The 14,076-nt window shown below is 67.5% G+C and carries 11 protein-coding genes and 2 riboswitches; of the genes, 4 read left to right on the top strand and 7 right to left on the bottom strand.

Translation table 11 applies throughout. The features are described 5' to 3' along the window. On the bottom strand, positions 1–848 hold an 848-nt coding region (locus V7778_RS16360), incomplete at its 3' end, for a DUF1631 family protein (RefSeq protein ID WP_335557171.1). A gap of 279 nt (positions 849–1,127) precedes the next feature. Between V7778_RS16360 and V7778_RS16355 the strand changes: the two genes are divergently transcribed. After that, positions 1,128–1,319: a hypothetical protein gene (locus V7778_RS16355; protein ID WP_335557169.1), complete on the top strand. Its 192-nt coding sequence runs from the start codon at positions 1,128–1,130 to the stop codon at positions 1,317–1,319. A gap of 173 nt (positions 1,320–1,492) precedes the next feature. Here V7778_RS16355 and V7778_RS16350 read toward each other — a convergent pair whose 3' ends face one another. Beyond that, positions 1,493–2,053 (bottom strand): ATP-dependent Clp protease proteolytic subunit, encoded by a 561-nt coding sequence (locus V7778_RS16350; RefSeq protein WP_335557167.1) that lies wholly within the window; start codon positions 2,051–2,053, stop codon positions 1,493–1,495. Between the two features lie 253 nt (positions 2,054–2,306). Continuing rightward, positions 2,307–2,390: riboswitch (glycine riboswitch) on the top strand. Between the two features lie 18 nt (positions 2,391–2,408). Then, positions 2,409–2,515: riboswitch (glycine riboswitch) on the top strand. Between the two features lie 49 nt (positions 2,516–2,564). Here V7778_RS16350 and gcvT point away from each other — a divergent pair. From gcvT to gcvP, 3 genes are all read left to right on the top strand, one after another. Beyond that, a complete protein-coding gene (gcvT, locus tag V7778_RS16345) occupies positions 2,565–3,695 on the top strand; it encodes a glycine cleavage system aminomethyltransferase GcvT (protein ID WP_335557165.1) in 1,131 nt (376 codons plus the stop codon). A gap of 49 nt (positions 3,696–3,744) precedes the next feature. Beyond that, positions 3,745–4,125 (top strand): glycine cleavage system protein GcvH, encoded by a 381-nt coding sequence (gene gcvH / locus V7778_RS16340; RefSeq protein ID WP_211519021.1) that lies wholly within the window; start codon positions 3,745–3,747, stop codon positions 4,123–4,125. 124 nt (positions 4,126–4,249) lie between these two features. Beyond that, entirely contained in the window at positions 4,250–7,129 is a 2,880-nt protein-coding gene (gcvP, locus tag V7778_RS16335) for an aminomethyl-transferring glycine dehydrogenase (RefSeq protein WP_335557162.1), read from the top strand. Between the two features lie 19 nt (positions 7,130–7,148). Here gcvP and V7778_RS16330 read toward each other — a convergent pair whose 3' ends face one another. The 5 genes from V7778_RS16330 to V7778_RS16310 all read right to left on the bottom strand — a co-directional run bounded on the left by V7778_RS16330 (position 7,149) and on the right by V7778_RS16310 (position 14,050). Continuing rightward, positions 7,149–8,837 (bottom strand): methyl-accepting chemotaxis protein, encoded by a 1,689-nt coding sequence (locus V7778_RS16330; RefSeq protein ID WP_335557160.1) that lies wholly within the window; start codon positions 8,835–8,837, stop codon positions 7,149–7,151. A gap of 194 nt (positions 8,838–9,031) precedes the next feature. Further along, positions 9,032–9,394 (bottom strand): H-NS histone family protein, encoded by a 363-nt coding sequence (locus tag V7778_RS16325; protein ID WP_335557157.1) that lies wholly within the window; start codon positions 9,392–9,394, stop codon positions 9,032–9,034. A gap of 118 nt (positions 9,395–9,512) precedes the next feature. Beyond that, positions 9,513–11,072 (bottom strand): M48 family metalloprotease, encoded by a 1,560-nt coding sequence (locus tag V7778_RS16320; protein ID WP_335557155.1) that lies wholly within the window; start codon positions 11,070–11,072, stop codon positions 9,513–9,515. A gap of 141 nt (positions 11,073–11,213) precedes the next feature. Next, complete coding sequence (locus tag V7778_RS16315; RefSeq protein ID WP_335557153.1) at positions 11,214–12,212, bottom strand: tetratricopeptide repeat protein; 999 nt, start codon at positions 12,210–12,212, stop codon at positions 11,214–11,216. Between the two features lie 179 nt (positions 12,213–12,391). Beyond that, complete coding sequence (locus V7778_RS16310; protein WP_335557152.1) at positions 12,392–14,050, bottom strand: peptide chain release factor 3; 1,659 nt, start codon at positions 14,048–14,050, stop codon at positions 12,392–12,394. Positions 14,051–14,076: the final 26 nt, after the last annotated feature.

Below are 14,076 nucleotides of genomic sequence, written 5' to 3'. Positions count from 1 at the left end.
AAGCCGGCCGCGCTCGGGCGCCAGCCGCCGGCGCCCTGCGGCAAGTCGGGGATCAGGGGGATATCGAGCTCACCCGGCTCCGGCGCCGCGGCCTCGGCGCCGAACAGGCGGCGCAACTGCTGCGACATCGACGCCTCGCGCCGGGCGCGCTCGGCCTTGCGGGCGGCGCTGTCGTCGGTCTTGGCGAAGCGGTCGGCGCCGCGTGCACGCGCCGGCTTGAGCTTCTCGTTGAGGGCCTCGTACATCGGGCCCAGGTCGAACACCAGGCCGGGGCGCAGCAGCGGCGCCACCAGGCCATGCGCCTCGGCGTCGGGTTCGAACTCGCGCCAGGCTTCCTCCAGCGCGACCAGGAAGACTTCCGGGCGGAAGGGATTGCCCGCGGCGCGCACCAGGTCGCGCCCGAGCAGCACGCCAAGGCGCACGCCCAGGCAGGCGAGCTGCTCGGAAAACTGGATGTCGAAGGGGCGGCTGACGGCGCTGAAGGCCAGCTTCTGGTCGATCTCTTCCAGAGGTACCAGGCTCAGCGCGACCGGCGCGGGGGCGGCCGGCTGCGGGTTCAAGGTCGAGAGTTCCTTGCGCAGGGCCAGTTCGATCCCGCTGCAAGCCAGGTGGAAGTAGGCGTAGGCGTTTTCCCTGAGCAAGTTACCGGACTTGATGCGGCGCGCGGCCAGCCTGGGATCGGGGCCGGCGCCCGTCATGTCGAGCATGGCCGCCACCATGCGGTGGACCATGTTCATCAGCTGGCCCTTGGCATGGCGGCAGGCGATACCGGCGAGCGCATCCAGGGCCGCCTGCCGGTCGGCGGCGGCCTTGCGGGCGGCGGGCGTCTGTGCGGATGGAGTGGCCATGGCGTCAAGCGGAGTCGATTCCCCCATTGTGCCACACTATTTCCATAAGGCAATAACAACGGCGATATTTCTGAAAACATGTTGCTGTATCCCTGCAGGATGGACTAACTCATCAGGAAATAATTGCTTTCAGATTGTAGGAGCGTCTCCTACACTGCATCAGGCGGTGTTCCGATAGCGATGCATCAACTCGAAAAGCATGATGAATTCACCGGACATGCCACGAATCATTCGGACATCGCCGAGTAGAAGTCCTCTCCCACTTTGAAAGGAAACATCATGGCCTCGAAGCAAGGTAGCAAGCGCGGCTCGTCCCAGCAGGACGCCAGCCGTCAGAGCAGCAAGAGCTCGGGCAACAAGCAATCGGGTTCCTCGGGCTCCGGATCGGGCTCGGGCGGCGGCACCCGCGGCGGCACCCCGGAGCAGCACGCCGAAGCCGGCCGTCAAAGCCACAAGAACGACAAGCGTTGAGTGCTTTGCTCCGGCCGGCCCGGAGCCGCCAGCCCGCCGAGCACATGCCGGCGGGCTTTTCTTCATCTATATGTCGGACAAGGCGCCGTGGCGATGGCGCAAGAACTATAGGCTATGCAGATAAGCGGCCTCCGCACATCGGACAATCCGATGCGCACGCCGCCCGCCGCCGCTCAAATATTACGCAGGATGGCGCCCTTGGGCGGCGCGAAATCGCGGATATCGTTCACCAGGCCGGCGGTCTTGGCGTCGCGCGCATTCAGGTGCAGGTCGGAATACTGGTGGATGCTCCACTGCTCCGGGGTCAGCTCGACCGTCTTGCGCAGGATCGACTCGGTACGCGCGTCGTCGGCGCGCAGGCCCTCGACGATGATGTTGAGCGCATCCGGACGCGAACCCGGCGAAGCGGTCGCATGCGACTTGTGGACCATGAAGCGCGCCGTGTCGCTGCAATAGCGCTCGCTGCCGCACAGGTAGAGGATGACCGCGATCGAGGCCACCGCCCCGCCGTTGTACATCACAAACTTGATCGGTGAACTGGCCATGAAGTTGTACAGGCACAGGCCGTCGCTCACGTAGCCGCCATTGGACTGCACCAGGATGTGGGCAGTCTCGATGCCGTCCTCGGTCATGGCGGCGACCGCGTCGAACACCCGGTGGACCATGTCGCTATTGACGTCGCCGGACAGCGTGAACCAGCCTGTTTTTTCCTGTTGTGATTTGTCTTCGCTCATAGTTTTTTCCGCGGCAAGGTGTGTGCCTTAAGTGTAGCAAAACCGCCGAAGGAGGCCTGCCACCATGCGTCTATAGTGCGCGGCAATGCTTTTAGGAATCGAACTGCGGCCCACGGGCCGTCATCCCCGCGACGGCGGGGAGTTATTGCCGCCAGTGGCGGCAATAACGTTTACAGGGTGCAGGCCGCCGCTTTTGCCCCCTCTTCTCCCCTCTTGGCTGGTTGACACCAGGCTCCCTCTAGCATATCCTCCACAGTCTTGACCGGGAGAGCGCAGCACGCTGCCGCCGAAGGGGCACTACCCACAAACTCTCAGGCAAAAGGACCGGTCAAGGAGCGGCGGCGCATGGCGCAGCCGGCTCAACTCTGGAGAGCGGCCGCGGCTCGGCATGAGCGAGCGGCCCACCGAAGGGGCAGGCGGCTTTGCCGCTATCTCTCAGGTACCAAGGACAGAGGGGATTGAAGCGCACGGCGACGTGCCCGCTCCCCTATTCACCTGCCCTGAGGATTCCATGACGCTCAAAGCGACTCCGCTCAATTCCGCTCACCGTGCCGCCGGCGCCAAGATGGTCGACTTCGGCGGCTGGGACATGCCGGTCAACTACGGCTCCCAGATCGAGGAGCACAACGCGGTGCGCACTGACGCCGGCATGTTCGACGTGTCCCATATGTGCGTGGTCGACCTCAAGGGCGCCAATGTGCGGGCTTTCCTGCGCGGCCTGCTGGCCAACAACGTCGACAAGCTGCAGGTCCCGGGCAAGGCCCTCTACTCCTGCATGCTGAACCCTGAAGGCGGCGTGATCGACGACCTGATCGTCTACTTCTTCAGCGAAGACTGGTTCCGCATCGTGGTCAACGCCGGCACCGCCGACAAGGACGTGGCCTGGATGAACCAGCAGAACGCCGCCACCAATGCCGGCCTCACCATCACCCAGCGCCGCGATCGCAGTGACCAGAACCTCGATCCTATCGCCCTGATCGCCGTGCAGGGCCCGAACGCCCGCGCCAAGGCCTGGGACGTGCTGCCGGAAACGAAAGCCGCTTCGGAAGCGCTCAAGCCCTTCAACGTCGTCATCGTCCCCGACACGGCGTTTGGCGAAGTCATGGTCGCGCGCACCGGCTACACCGGCGAGGACGGCTTCGAGATCGGCGTCTCCGCGGACAAGGCCGAAGCCCTGTGGAACGCCTTCGCCGCCGCCGGCATCAAGCCGGCCGGCCTGGGCGCGCGCGACACCCTGCGCCTGGAAGCCGGCATGAACCTCTACGGCCAGGACATGGACGAGACCGTGAACCCGCTGGACGCCGGCCTGGGCTGGACCATCGACCTGGTCTCCGAGCGCGACTTCATCGGCAAGGCCGCGCTCCAGGCCAAGGGCCAGCAGGCCAACTTCGTCGGCCTGATCCTGCGCGAGAAAGGCGGCATCCTGCGCGCCCACCAGAAAGTGATCAGCGCCGCCGGCAACGAAGGCGAAATCACCAGCGGCACCTTCAGCCCGAGCATGCAGCAGGCGATCGCCCTCGCGCGTGTGCCGCTGGACGTGGCGATCGGCGACACCGTGCAGGTCGTGATCCGCGACAAGCAGCTGGCAGCCTCGGTCGTCAAGCTGCCCTTCGTTCGCAACGGCAAAGTGCTCGCCGCCTAATAGAACAAGCAAATATAATCACCGCGTCACCCACCCCAGGAGCAAAAACATGAACATCCCTACCGACCTGAAATACACCGAGTCCCACGAGTGGGTCCGCCGCGAGGCTGACGGCACCCTGACCGTCGGCATCACCGAATACGCGCAGGACGCACTGGGCGACATCGTGTTCGTCGAACTGCCGCAGGTCGGCAAGGCCTTTACCGCCGGCGACGACGCCGCCGTGGTGGAGTCGGTCAAGGCGGCGAGCGACATCTACGCCCCGGTGTCGGGCACCGTCACCGCCGTGAATCAGCCGGTCGCCGATGCGCCGGACTCGATCAACCAGGACGCCTATGGCGCCTGGCTGTTCAAGCTGCAGCCCGCCGATGCGGCGAGCTTCGACGCGCTGATGGATGCCGACGCCTACGGCAAGACCACCGACAACTGATCCTCAAGAGAGGCGCGCCGTCCACCACGGCGCGCCTTTTTCGTATTCCAGGCTTCCCGACTCTTCACGAATTTCTTCATTCCCGCCAGCCCATAAGGCGCCGGCAATTCATCTGGCCACCATCATGACCCGTTCCAGCCTCACCCAACTCGAAGCCCGCGATTCGTTCATCCCGCGCCATATCGGCCCGTCCGAATCCGAACAGGCAGCCATGCTGTCGACCCTCGGCTACGCCTCGCGCGCAGCCCTGATCGACGCCGTGGTCCCTGCCAACATCCGCCGCAAGGACACGCTGGACCTGGGCCAGTTCGCCGAGCCGCGCACCGAGGAAGACGCGCTTGCCGTCCTGAAAGCGCTGGCGTCGAAGAACAAGGTCATGAAGTCGATGATCGGCCAGGGCTACTACGGCACCCACACTCCGAAGGTCATCCTGCGCAACATCTTCGAGAACCCGGCCTGGTACACCGCCTACACCCCCTACCAGCCCGAGATCTCGCAGGGCCGCCTGGAAGCGATCCTGAACTTCCAGCAGACCATCACCGACCTGACCGGCATGGGCATCGCCAACTCCTCGATGCTGGACGAAGGCACCGCCGCCGCCGAAGCCATGACCCTGCTGCAGCGTGTCGGCAAGTCGGCCTCGAAGGTGTTCTACGTGGCCGACGACGTGCTGCCGCAGACCCGCGAAGTGATCGAGACCCGCGCCAAGCCGATCGGCGTCGAAGTGCGCACCATCGCGGCAAGCGATGTCGAAACCCTGAACGAAACCTGCTTCGGCGTGCTGCTGCAGTACCCGGGCGTGAACGGCGAAGTGCGCGACTACCGCGCCGCCGTGGAGCACCTGCACGCCGCCGGCGCGATGGTGGTCGTGGCCGCCGACCTGCTGGCCCTGACCATGCTCACCCCGCCGGGCGAATGGGGCGCCGACGTGGTCGTCGGCAACAGCCAGCGCTTCGGCGTGCCGCTCGGCTTCGGCGGCCCGCATGCCGGCTACCTGGCCACCCGAGACGAATTCAAGCGCAGCATGGCGGGCCGCCTGGTCGGCGTCACCGTCGATGCGCAGGGCAACCAGGCCTACCGCCTGGCGCTGCAGACGCGCGAGCAGCACATCCGCCGCGAGAAGGCGACCTCGAACATCTGCACCGCCCAGGTGCTGCTGGCCGTGATGGCCGGCATGTACGCTGTCTACCACGGCCCGCAGGGCCTGAAGCAGATCGCCCAGCGCGTGCACCGCCAGACCGCCATCCTGGCCCGCGGCCTGCAGCAGCTCGGCGCCGAGGTGCTCAACACCACCTACTTCGACACCCTGACCATCAAGGGCGACGCGGGCGCGCTGCACACCGCCGCCAACGAGGCCGGCATCAACCTGCGCCGCATCGACGACCAGCACGTGGGCATCTCGCTCGACGAGACCACCACCCGCGACGACCTGGCCGCGCTGTTCGGCATCTTCGGCAAAGGAAAGTCGATCGACATCGACGCCCTGGACGAGGACGTGGCGGACGCCTTCCCGGCCTCGCTCACCCGCGAAAGCGCCTACCTGACCCACCCGACCTTCCACCGCTATCACGCCGAGCACGAGATGCTGCGCTACCTGCGCTCGCTGGCCGACAAGGACCTGGCGCTGGACCGCACCATGATTCCCCTGGGCTCGTGCACCATGAAGCTGAACGCGACCTCGGAAATGATCCCGGTCACCTGGCCGGAGTTCTCGAACATCCACCCGTTCGCACCGAACGACCAGACCGTGGGCTACCGCGAGATGATCGACCAGCTGGAAGCCATGCTGTGCGCCGCCACCGGCTACGCCGCCATCTCGCTGCAGCCGAACGCCGGTTCCCAAGGAGAATACGCGGGCCTGCTCGTTATTCAGAAATATCATGAGTCGCGTGGCGAAGGCCACCGCAACATCTGCCTGATCCCGTCCTCGGCCCACGGCACCAACCCGGCCTCGGCCAGCATGGTCGGCATGAAGGTGGTCGTCACCGCCTGCGACGAGAACGGCAACGTCGACCTGGACGACCTGAAGGCCAAGGCCGAGCAGTACAGCAAGGACCTGGCCTGCGTCATGGTCACCTACCCGTCGACCCACGGCGTATTCGAGGAAGGCATCAAGGAACTGTGCGAGATCGTGCACGCCCACGGCGGGCAGGTCTATGTCGACGGCGCCAACATGAACGCGATGGTCGGCGTGGCCGCGCCGGGCGCCTTCGGCGGCGACGTCAGCCACCTGAACCTGCACAAGACCTTCTGCATCCCGCACGGCGGCGGCGGCCCCGGCGTGGGCCCGATCGGCGTCGGCGCGCACCTGGCCAAGTTCCTGCCGAACCAGCTCTCGACCGGCTACGTCCGCGACGAACAGGGCATCGGCGCGGTCAGCGCGGCGGCCTACGGCTCGGCCTCGATCCTGCCGATCTCGTGGATGTACATCGCGATGATGGGCGCGCAAGGCCTGACCGCCGCGACCGAAGTGGCGATCCTGAACGCCAACTACATCGCGCGCCGCCTGGCTCCGCACTACCCGGTGCTGTACACCGGCCACGACGGCCTGGTCGCGCACGAGTGCATCATCGACCTGCGCCCGCTGCAGGACAAGACCGGCATCAGCAACGAAGACGTGGCCAAGCGCCTGATGGACTTCGGCTTCCATGCCCCGACCATGAGCTTCCCGGTGCCCGGCACCCTGATGATCGAGCCGACCGAGTCGGAATCGAAGGCGGAGCTGGACCGCTTCATCGAAGCGATGATCACCATCCACGCCGAGATCGTGAAGGTCGAGCGCGGCGAGTACGACAAGATGGACAACCCGCTCAAGGGCGCCCCGCACACCGCGGACGTGGTCACCGCCGACGACTGGCAGCACGGCTACACCCGTGAAGTGGCGGCCTTCCCGGTCGCTTCGCTGCGCAAGAAGAAGTACTGGCCGCCGGTCGGCCGCGCCGACAACGTGTACGGCGACCGCAACCTGTTCTGCGGCTGCGCACCGATCAGCGACTACGAGTAAGCCATCGTAGCCTGCGCTTTCACTTGCGGCTGGACGCCAGCCGCAAGTGGGAGGCCGGATAACGGCGGCGCTCGCGCGCGAGTTCGCGTGGGGTTTCCTGTCCACCTGCGCCGTTTTCCTTTTCCACCACCGGTTCCGCGGGCGGCTCTGCCGGCGGCTCTGCGAGCCGGAAGCCCGCCATGGTGCGCGACAGCGCCAGCGCCTGCATCTGCAGGGTGCGCGCGGCCAGCGCCGCCTCCTCGACCAGGGTGGTGTTCTGGCGCGTCACCTGGTCCATGCGCACGATGGCCTGGTTCACGTCCTGCAAATTCGACTCCTGGCCCAGGCTGACCGAGCCGATTCGGTTCACGATGTCTTCCACCTGGCGTACCGAGCTGGCGATCTGCTGCATGCTGCTGCCGGCCTGCGCCGCCCAGGCGGCGCCGCCGTCGATCTCGTTCACCGACTGCGTGGCCAGCACCCGGATCTCGCCCGCCGACGCCGTCACGCGCCGCGCCAGCTGGCGCATTTCCGAGGTCACCGCCGCCATGCCGGCGGCGTCAAGTCCCTTGCGCGCCGCGTCCAGCCCGGCGTTGAGCGCCAGCGTGTTGGCCTGCGCCGCCAGGGCGTCGAGCGCGTCCACGATCTCCACCACCCGTAACGCGCTGCGCTTGCCCGAGGCCAGCGCCGCCACCAGGCGCTCGACCACCCCGCCGCCCTCGTGCGCCGCTTCTCCCGCCGATGCCGCCAGCTGGTTGGCGGCATGCGCGCCGTCGGCCGCCAGGCCGACGCTGGCCTCCAGTTCCTTCATCGAGCCCGCCGTGTCCAGCATCGAGTTGGCCCCGAATACGGCGCGGCTACCCAGGCTCAGGCTGCCCAGCTTGATGTCGCGCGAGGCTATGCCGATCAGGCGCGCCGATTCCAGGATGCTGCGCAAGGTGCCGTTCAGGTGGCGGATGCTGGCGTCCAGGGCGCGCGAGGTGTCGGCGATCTCGTCGCCGCCGTAGGCGCGCTCGCGCACCGTCAGGTCGCCGCTGGCCAGCCCGCTGGCGGCGGCGCCGATGCCGCGGATCTCGTCCAGCAGCAGGCGCCGCACGGCGAAGCTGATCGCCAGCGAGATGCCGACGGCAAGCGCGATCACGATGGGCATCAGGGTCGACACCAGGCGGAAGTCCGCGCTGGCGCTGTCCGACGCCTGGCGCGTCAGCCTCTCCTCGATCAGGGTCAGGTCGGTCAGGCGCCGGGCGACCACGGCGAAGGCGCTTTCCGCCTTGAGCATGGCATTGGCCGAGATCGACCCGTCCATCGGGGCCAGCTCGATCACGTCGCGCACCGCGGCGGCATAAGCCTGGTGGGCGCTGACGGCCTGCGCCACGTGGCGGCGCTCCGCCGCGTGCGGGCCGGTCATGCGCGCCAGCCGCGCCAGGCCGGCGCCGATGCGCTCGTGCTGGAACAGGATGTCGCGCCGCAGCGGCTCGGTACGGGCGACGGGAAAGCTGCCGCCCATCCAGCTCAGCAGCCGGTAGATATCGGCATGGGCCCTCTGCGACTGCGCCGCCAGGTCCCCGGCGGCGCGCATGTTGGCGGCGCGCTGGCCGACGATGGATTCGAGCGAGGCGTTCTGGCGCACCATCGCGACATAGGCGGAACAGGACAGCAGCACCAGCAGGAACAGCACCGCGCCGGGGGCCAGCAGCAGCTTGGGACCGATGCGAAGGCGGGCCAGCATGATCAGCCCGCGCGCACGAGGCTGGAAGGCGGGGAGAAAGGCGATGGGGTCATGGCGTCCTCCGGTTGAGCGCACAAAGTTTCCCAAGTGCATTCAAGGAATTTACCCGAAGGAGGACGGCGGATAGTTGTTCCAGCTCAACAGCCCGGCTGCGACGCGTCGCGGCCAGGCGCGAGGATGCGCGCGACGCTGGGCTAGGCCTTCAGCTGGTCCAGCGTCTTGCCGCCCGCCAGGGCCTCGGCCACCCATGCCGGCCGGCGTCCGCGGCCGGTCCAGGTCTGGGACGCATCGGCCGGATTGCGGTATTGCCCGCCCTCCCCCGCGGCCTTGGCCTTGCCCTTGCCGGTCTTGCCGGTCTTGCCGGTCTTGCCTGCCTTGGCCGATTTGGTCGAGAGCAGCTCGTCGACGCTGACACCCAGGTTCCTGGTCAGCGCCAGGATCTGCTCGCGCGCCTTCTTCACCTCGTCCTGCTGGCGCGCCTTGATCTGCTTTTCGACCTCGAATTGCAGGCCCTTCAGTTCGCCCAGGTTATAGCTCGACAGATCGATGTTCGCCATGCTCTTCCTTTGACAATGTGTGGTGACGCAAGCGTATCATGTTCATCCCGAACTGGCCGGCAAGTTCGAGACATCCGAAACACGCTTATCCAAGATGCGTGGACAGCGCTCGCGCGCCTCAGGCAGCCTGGCGTTCCCGCCAGCGCCGCACGTAGCTCTCGGCCAGCTCGGACTCGCCCTGTTCCCTCAGCCAGGCATAGGCGCGCTCGCAGACCGCCTCGGTGGCGTCCGGATCGGCCTGCATGGCCCGCTCCAGCAGATCCAATCCTTCGCGCTCGCCGCGTTCCAGGCGCGCCACGCCCTCGATGTAGAGGCCGAGGGCATGGCCGGCGTTGCGCGTGTTGAAGGCGGCCAGCGGCGTGCAGACGTCGGTCGCCGGCTCGTAGCGCATGATGAGGCGCAGCATTTCCAGCTGCTGGGCGGCGTCGGGTTGCGCCAGGGCGCGCAGCTCGCGCAGGCGGGTGCGCTCTCCCTGGATCTCGGCATGGCGCAGCGCCCACGGTTCGGCCACCTCCCTGGCCCACTGCGCCTGCAGCTCGGCGCGCAGGGGCGCCAGGCCGTCGCCGAACCAGGCCTGGGCGGCGGCCGCGCCCCCGAGCGCCGGCGGCAGCGCCTGCGGGCCGTCCCGGTCGCCGTTCTCTTCCTGATGCCGGGCCAGCGCAGCCAGGCGCGCGCGCAGGGTCGGGTGGGTATCGGCGAAATGGCCCTGGCGGTCGAGGGCGCCGTCGAGCCAGTTCTTGAGGGTGTCCGCCGCACAAGGCCTGCGCGCGTACTCGGCCCAGCCATGCAGCAGGTCGGCGGGCGGCGCGGATTCCGCATCGACGCGCCCGTAAGTGAGCTCCATGTATTGCTCGTAGTGCGGCGCCACCAGGTTGACGCGCTTGAGCGCATGCGCGGCGCTGGCCGCGCCCACCAGTTCGGCCGCGGCGGCGTCGGCGCGGTACTCGTCGGCGCGCGCCATCACATAGGTATAGGCATTGAAGTAAGGCGCGTACCAGCGCACCAGGGGCCTGGCCAGCCTGGCCGCCCGGCCTTCGAAATGGTCGAGGTGCGCCTGGACCGTGTCCCAGGTGTGGCGCAGGCGGTAGATGAAGGCCGAGAAGCGTCCGTGCGCACCGGCCAGGTGGCCGTACTCGTGGGCCACGATGGCCAGCGCCTCGTCGGGACCCAGGCATTCCAGCAGGGGCAGGCCGAGCAGCAGATAGTTGCGTGGAAAGCCCACCAGGCCAAAGGCCGGACGCTGCACCACGGCCGCGTTGACGTCGTTCACCACCAGTACATGGTGGAAGCGCGGGCCTCCCATCCTGCATCGCATGCCGTCCAGGGCCGCGAACAGGGCCGGCGCTTCCGCGCGCGATATCTCGCGTCCGCATGGGGCGGGAAAGCGCACGAACAGCGCCTGCAGGCCCGACTTGAGGGTGAACCAGAGCGGCACCGCCAGCAGGAACAGCAGCTTGCCGAACTTCGCCAGCAGCAGGAGCATCAGGGCGCCGCCGCTGTAGGCCATGGCCGCCGCGATGCCGGCCAGCGCCACCAGTCCCGCACCCAGGGCCGCCAGCACCAGGCCCAGGATGAGGAATCCCAGCAAGGCAAGCAGGGCCACCTTGGCCCGGTAGTGGCCGGGTGCCGCGGCGCTCTCCCGTTCCAGGCGCCGCACCATGCCGTCGAAACGATCCATGTCCATGTCTGCCCCCGTGGTTCGCCGTGGCCGCGCCAGGCAAGAATTCAGTATAGGACGGGACCGCTGAGCAAATTCTCACCGATTGTCACGAATTCGCACGGCCGTGCAGGCCAGGGCGCGCCCAGTGGCGCAAGCCTCTCATTGGCGCAAGATCTTGATCTGCGCGCCGGCGTCCGCGCTCTGTTTTTTCGACAGGGCCGGCACGGCGCCCAGCGCCTTCTCATAGGCCCCCAGCGCTTTCGCCTTGTTGCCGCCTGCCTGCAGCGACTGGCCCAGGCGGTAGTAGACCGCGCCCTGCGGATAGACCTTGGCTGCCTGCTCCAGCAGCGGAATCGCTTCCGCGTGCCTGCCCTGCTCCTGGCGCAGGCGCGCCTGGCCGTACAGGCCCAGTTCGCTGTTCGGATAGGCGGCCTGCAGCTCGCGGAAAATGCGCTCGCTGTCGGCGTGGCGCTTTTCCATCAGCAAGCCCATGCCCAGGGCCCAGAGCGCGTCGCGGCGCTGCTCCGCCAGGTCGCTGCCGGGTGCCGCGTTCACCGCACGCGCCAGGCGTTCGGCCAGCGCGTATTCGTCTTCCCTGGCGGCGATACGCGCCTGCATCAGTTGGGCAGCCTCGGGGCTGCGCCTCGCGGTCTCGGCGGCCAGGGCGCGGCCCTTGTCCACGCCGCCGCCCACGATGCCGGGCGCCATCAGGTAGTACTGAAGCAGCAAAAAGCGCGCATCGACGTTGCCGGGATCGAGATCGACCGCCTTGCGGAAGGCGTCGCGGATCTTGCCGGCATAGCCCATCGCCGAGAAGATGCCGGCGCCGACCGCCTTCGAGCCCAGCGCCGTCCCGAGCGCGGCATGACAGGCCGACTCGCGCGGGTGGGCGGCCACGCAGGCCTCGCCCAGCGACACCGCCTCGTCGACGCGCGCTTCGGGCGCGGTGGCCACGATGACGTCGACCTTGGCCGCCAGCGCCAGCGGGTCGCGCGGCGCGGCCGCCAGGGCCGCATCGGCCAGCCGCTCCGCTTCCAGGTAATTGCGCGCCTTCAGGGCGTCGCCGTAGGGCGTGGCCATGGCCGGGGCGGCCAGCATGAAGGAGGCGGCGAGCGCCGCGCGGGCGCTGGAGCGGAATCGGTGAACAGGACGTGGCATGGTTGCTTTTTCTTCCCGGTGCGGCCCGGCGGGCTGCGGATGAGTGTGGAAGGCAGGATTCTACGCGCGCCCCGGCCGGACGCTACCTGTTGGTTTGGATAGGATGGCGTCCGGCTCGCACCCGTAAAAAAGCCCGCCGGCGCGCAATGCGGGGCGGGCTTGGGGAGAGCGGATGACGCTTAGTCCAGCTTGGCCGCGTGCTCGCGGGTCGCGTGGAAGGTCAGCTTCGGCCAGCGTTCCTGGGTCAGGCGCAGGTTGACGCCCGAGGTGGCCAGGAAGGCCATGTTGCCGGCCGCATCGTAGGCGACCTGGTGGCCGAGCTGGTTCTCGAAGTCGGACAGGGATTTCTTGTCCTCGCTCGACACCCAGCGCGCGCTGCTGATGCTGCTGCTTTCGAAGACGGCGTCCACGCCGTACTCGTTGAGCAGGCGGCTGGCCACGACTTCGAACTGCAGCACGCCGACCGCACCCAGGATCAGGTCGCTGCCCAGCACCGGCTTGAACACCTGCACCGCGCCCTCCTCGCCCAGCTGCTGCAGGCCCTTGTGGAGCTGCTTCATCTTGAGCGGGTTACGGATGCGCACCGTGCGGAACAGGTCCGGCGCGAAGTACGGGATGCCGGTGAAGGTCAGGATCTCGCCCTCGCTGAAGCTGTCGCCGATCTGCATGTTGCCGTGGTTCGGCAAGCCGATGATGTCGCCGGCGTAGGCTTCCTCGACCTGTTCGCGGCTCGAGGCCATGAAGGTCACCACCGAGGACAGCTTGACGTCGCGTCCCAGGCGCAGGTGCTTGACCTTCATGCCCTTCTCGAAGCGTCCCGAGCACACGCGCAGGAAGGCGATGCGGTCGCGGTGGGCCGGGTCCATGTTGGCCTGGATCTTGAAGACGAAGCCCGAGAACGGAAGTTCTTCCGGCTTGACCGCGCGCACGGTGGCGTCGCGCTCGCGCGGGGCCGGGGCCCAGTCGACCAGCGCCGACAGGATCTCGCGCACGCCGAAGTTGTTGATCGCGGAACCGAAGAAGACCGGGGTCTGCACGCCCGACAGGAAGCGCTCCAGGTCGAACACGTGCGAGGCGCCGTGCACCAGCTCGACTTCCATCTTGAGCTGCTCGATCTCGAGCGGGAACATCTCGGCCAGGCGCGGGTTGTCGATGCCCTTGACGATCTCGAAGGCGCCGTCGGCCTTTTCCTCGCCCGCCTTGAACAGCATGATCTCGTCCTTCAGCAGGTGGTATACGCCGCGGAAGTTCTTGCCCATCCCGATCGGCCAGGTCACCGGCGCGCACTCGATCTTCAGCACCGACTCGACTTCGTCGAGCAGTTCCAGCGGATCGCGGGTCTCGCGGTCCATCTTGTTCATGAAGGTGACGATCGGGGTGGCGCGCATGCGGCACACGTCCAGCAGCTTGATGGTCTGCTCTTCCACGCCCTTGGCCGCGTCGATCACCATCAGCGCCGAGTCGACCGCGGTCAGCACCCGGTAGGTGTCTTCCGAGAAGTCCTGGTGGCCCGGGGTGTCGAGCAGGTTGATCACGTGCTCGCGGAACTCGAACTGCATCACCGAGGACGCGACCGAAATGCCGCGCTGCTTCTCGATGTCCATCCAGTCCGAGGTGGCGTGGCGTCCGCTCTTGCGGCCCTTCACCGTGCCCGCCATCTGGATCGCGCCCGAGAACAGCAGCAGCTTTTCGGTCAGCGTGGTCTTGCCGGCGTCGGGGTGGGAAATGATGCCGAAGGTACGGCGGCGGGCCACCTCGCGCGCGATTACGGCGGCGGGTTTGCCCGCTGGGGCGGACTCTAGCGGGTCGGATGGGGATGCTGCGATGTCGGATGCCATGGTCTCGGCCTAGTCGGTACGTGCAA

The organism is Massilia sp. DD77 (genome assembly GCF_036961685.1).
Lineage (GTDB): Bacteria > Pseudomonadota > Gammaproteobacteria > Burkholderiales > Burkholderiaceae_D > Telluria.
This window is presented reverse-complemented; position numbering and strand designations above follow the sequence as displayed.

What these genes read in the sequence shown, in the direction of transcription:
- V7778_RS16310 (WP_335557152.1), bottom strand. Translation starts at nt 14,050, where the DNA reads ATGGCATCCGACATCGCAGCATCCCCATCCGACCCGCTAGAGTCCGCC.
- V7778_RS16355 (WP_335557169.1), top strand. Translation starts at nt 1,128, where the DNA reads ATGGCCTCGAAGCAAGGTAGCAAGCGCGGCTCGTCCCAGCAGGACGCC.
- gcvP (WP_335557162.1), top strand. Translation starts at nt 4,250, where the DNA reads ATGACCCGTTCCAGCCTCACCCAACTCGAAGCCCGCGATTCGTTCATC.
- V7778_RS16325 (WP_335557157.1), bottom strand. Translation starts at nt 9,394, where the DNA reads ATGGCGAACATCGATCTGTCGAGCTATAACCTGGGCGAACTGAAGGGC.
- V7778_RS16320 (WP_335557155.1), bottom strand. Translation starts at nt 11,072, where the DNA reads ATGGATCGTTTCGACGGCATGGTGCGGCGCCTGGAACGGGAGAGCGCC.
- V7778_RS16350 (WP_335557167.1), bottom strand. Translation starts at nt 2,053, where the DNA reads ATGAGCGAAGACAAATCACAACAGGAAAAAACAGGCTGGTTCACGCTG.
- gcvT (WP_335557165.1), top strand. Translation starts at nt 2,565, where the DNA reads ATGACGCTCAAAGCGACTCCGCTCAATTCCGCTCACCGTGCCGCCGGC.
- V7778_RS16330 (WP_335557160.1), bottom strand. Translation starts at nt 8,837, where the DNA reads ATGCTGGCCCGCCTTCGCATCGGTCCCAAGCTGCTGCTGGCCCCCGGC.
- V7778_RS16315 (WP_335557153.1), bottom strand. Translation starts at nt 12,212, where the DNA reads ATGCCACGTCCTGTTCACCGATTCCGCTCCAGCGCCCGCGCGGCGCTC.
- gcvH (WP_211519021.1), top strand. Translation starts at nt 3,745, where the DNA reads ATGAACATCCCTACCGACCTGAAATACACCGAGTCCCACGAGTGGGTC.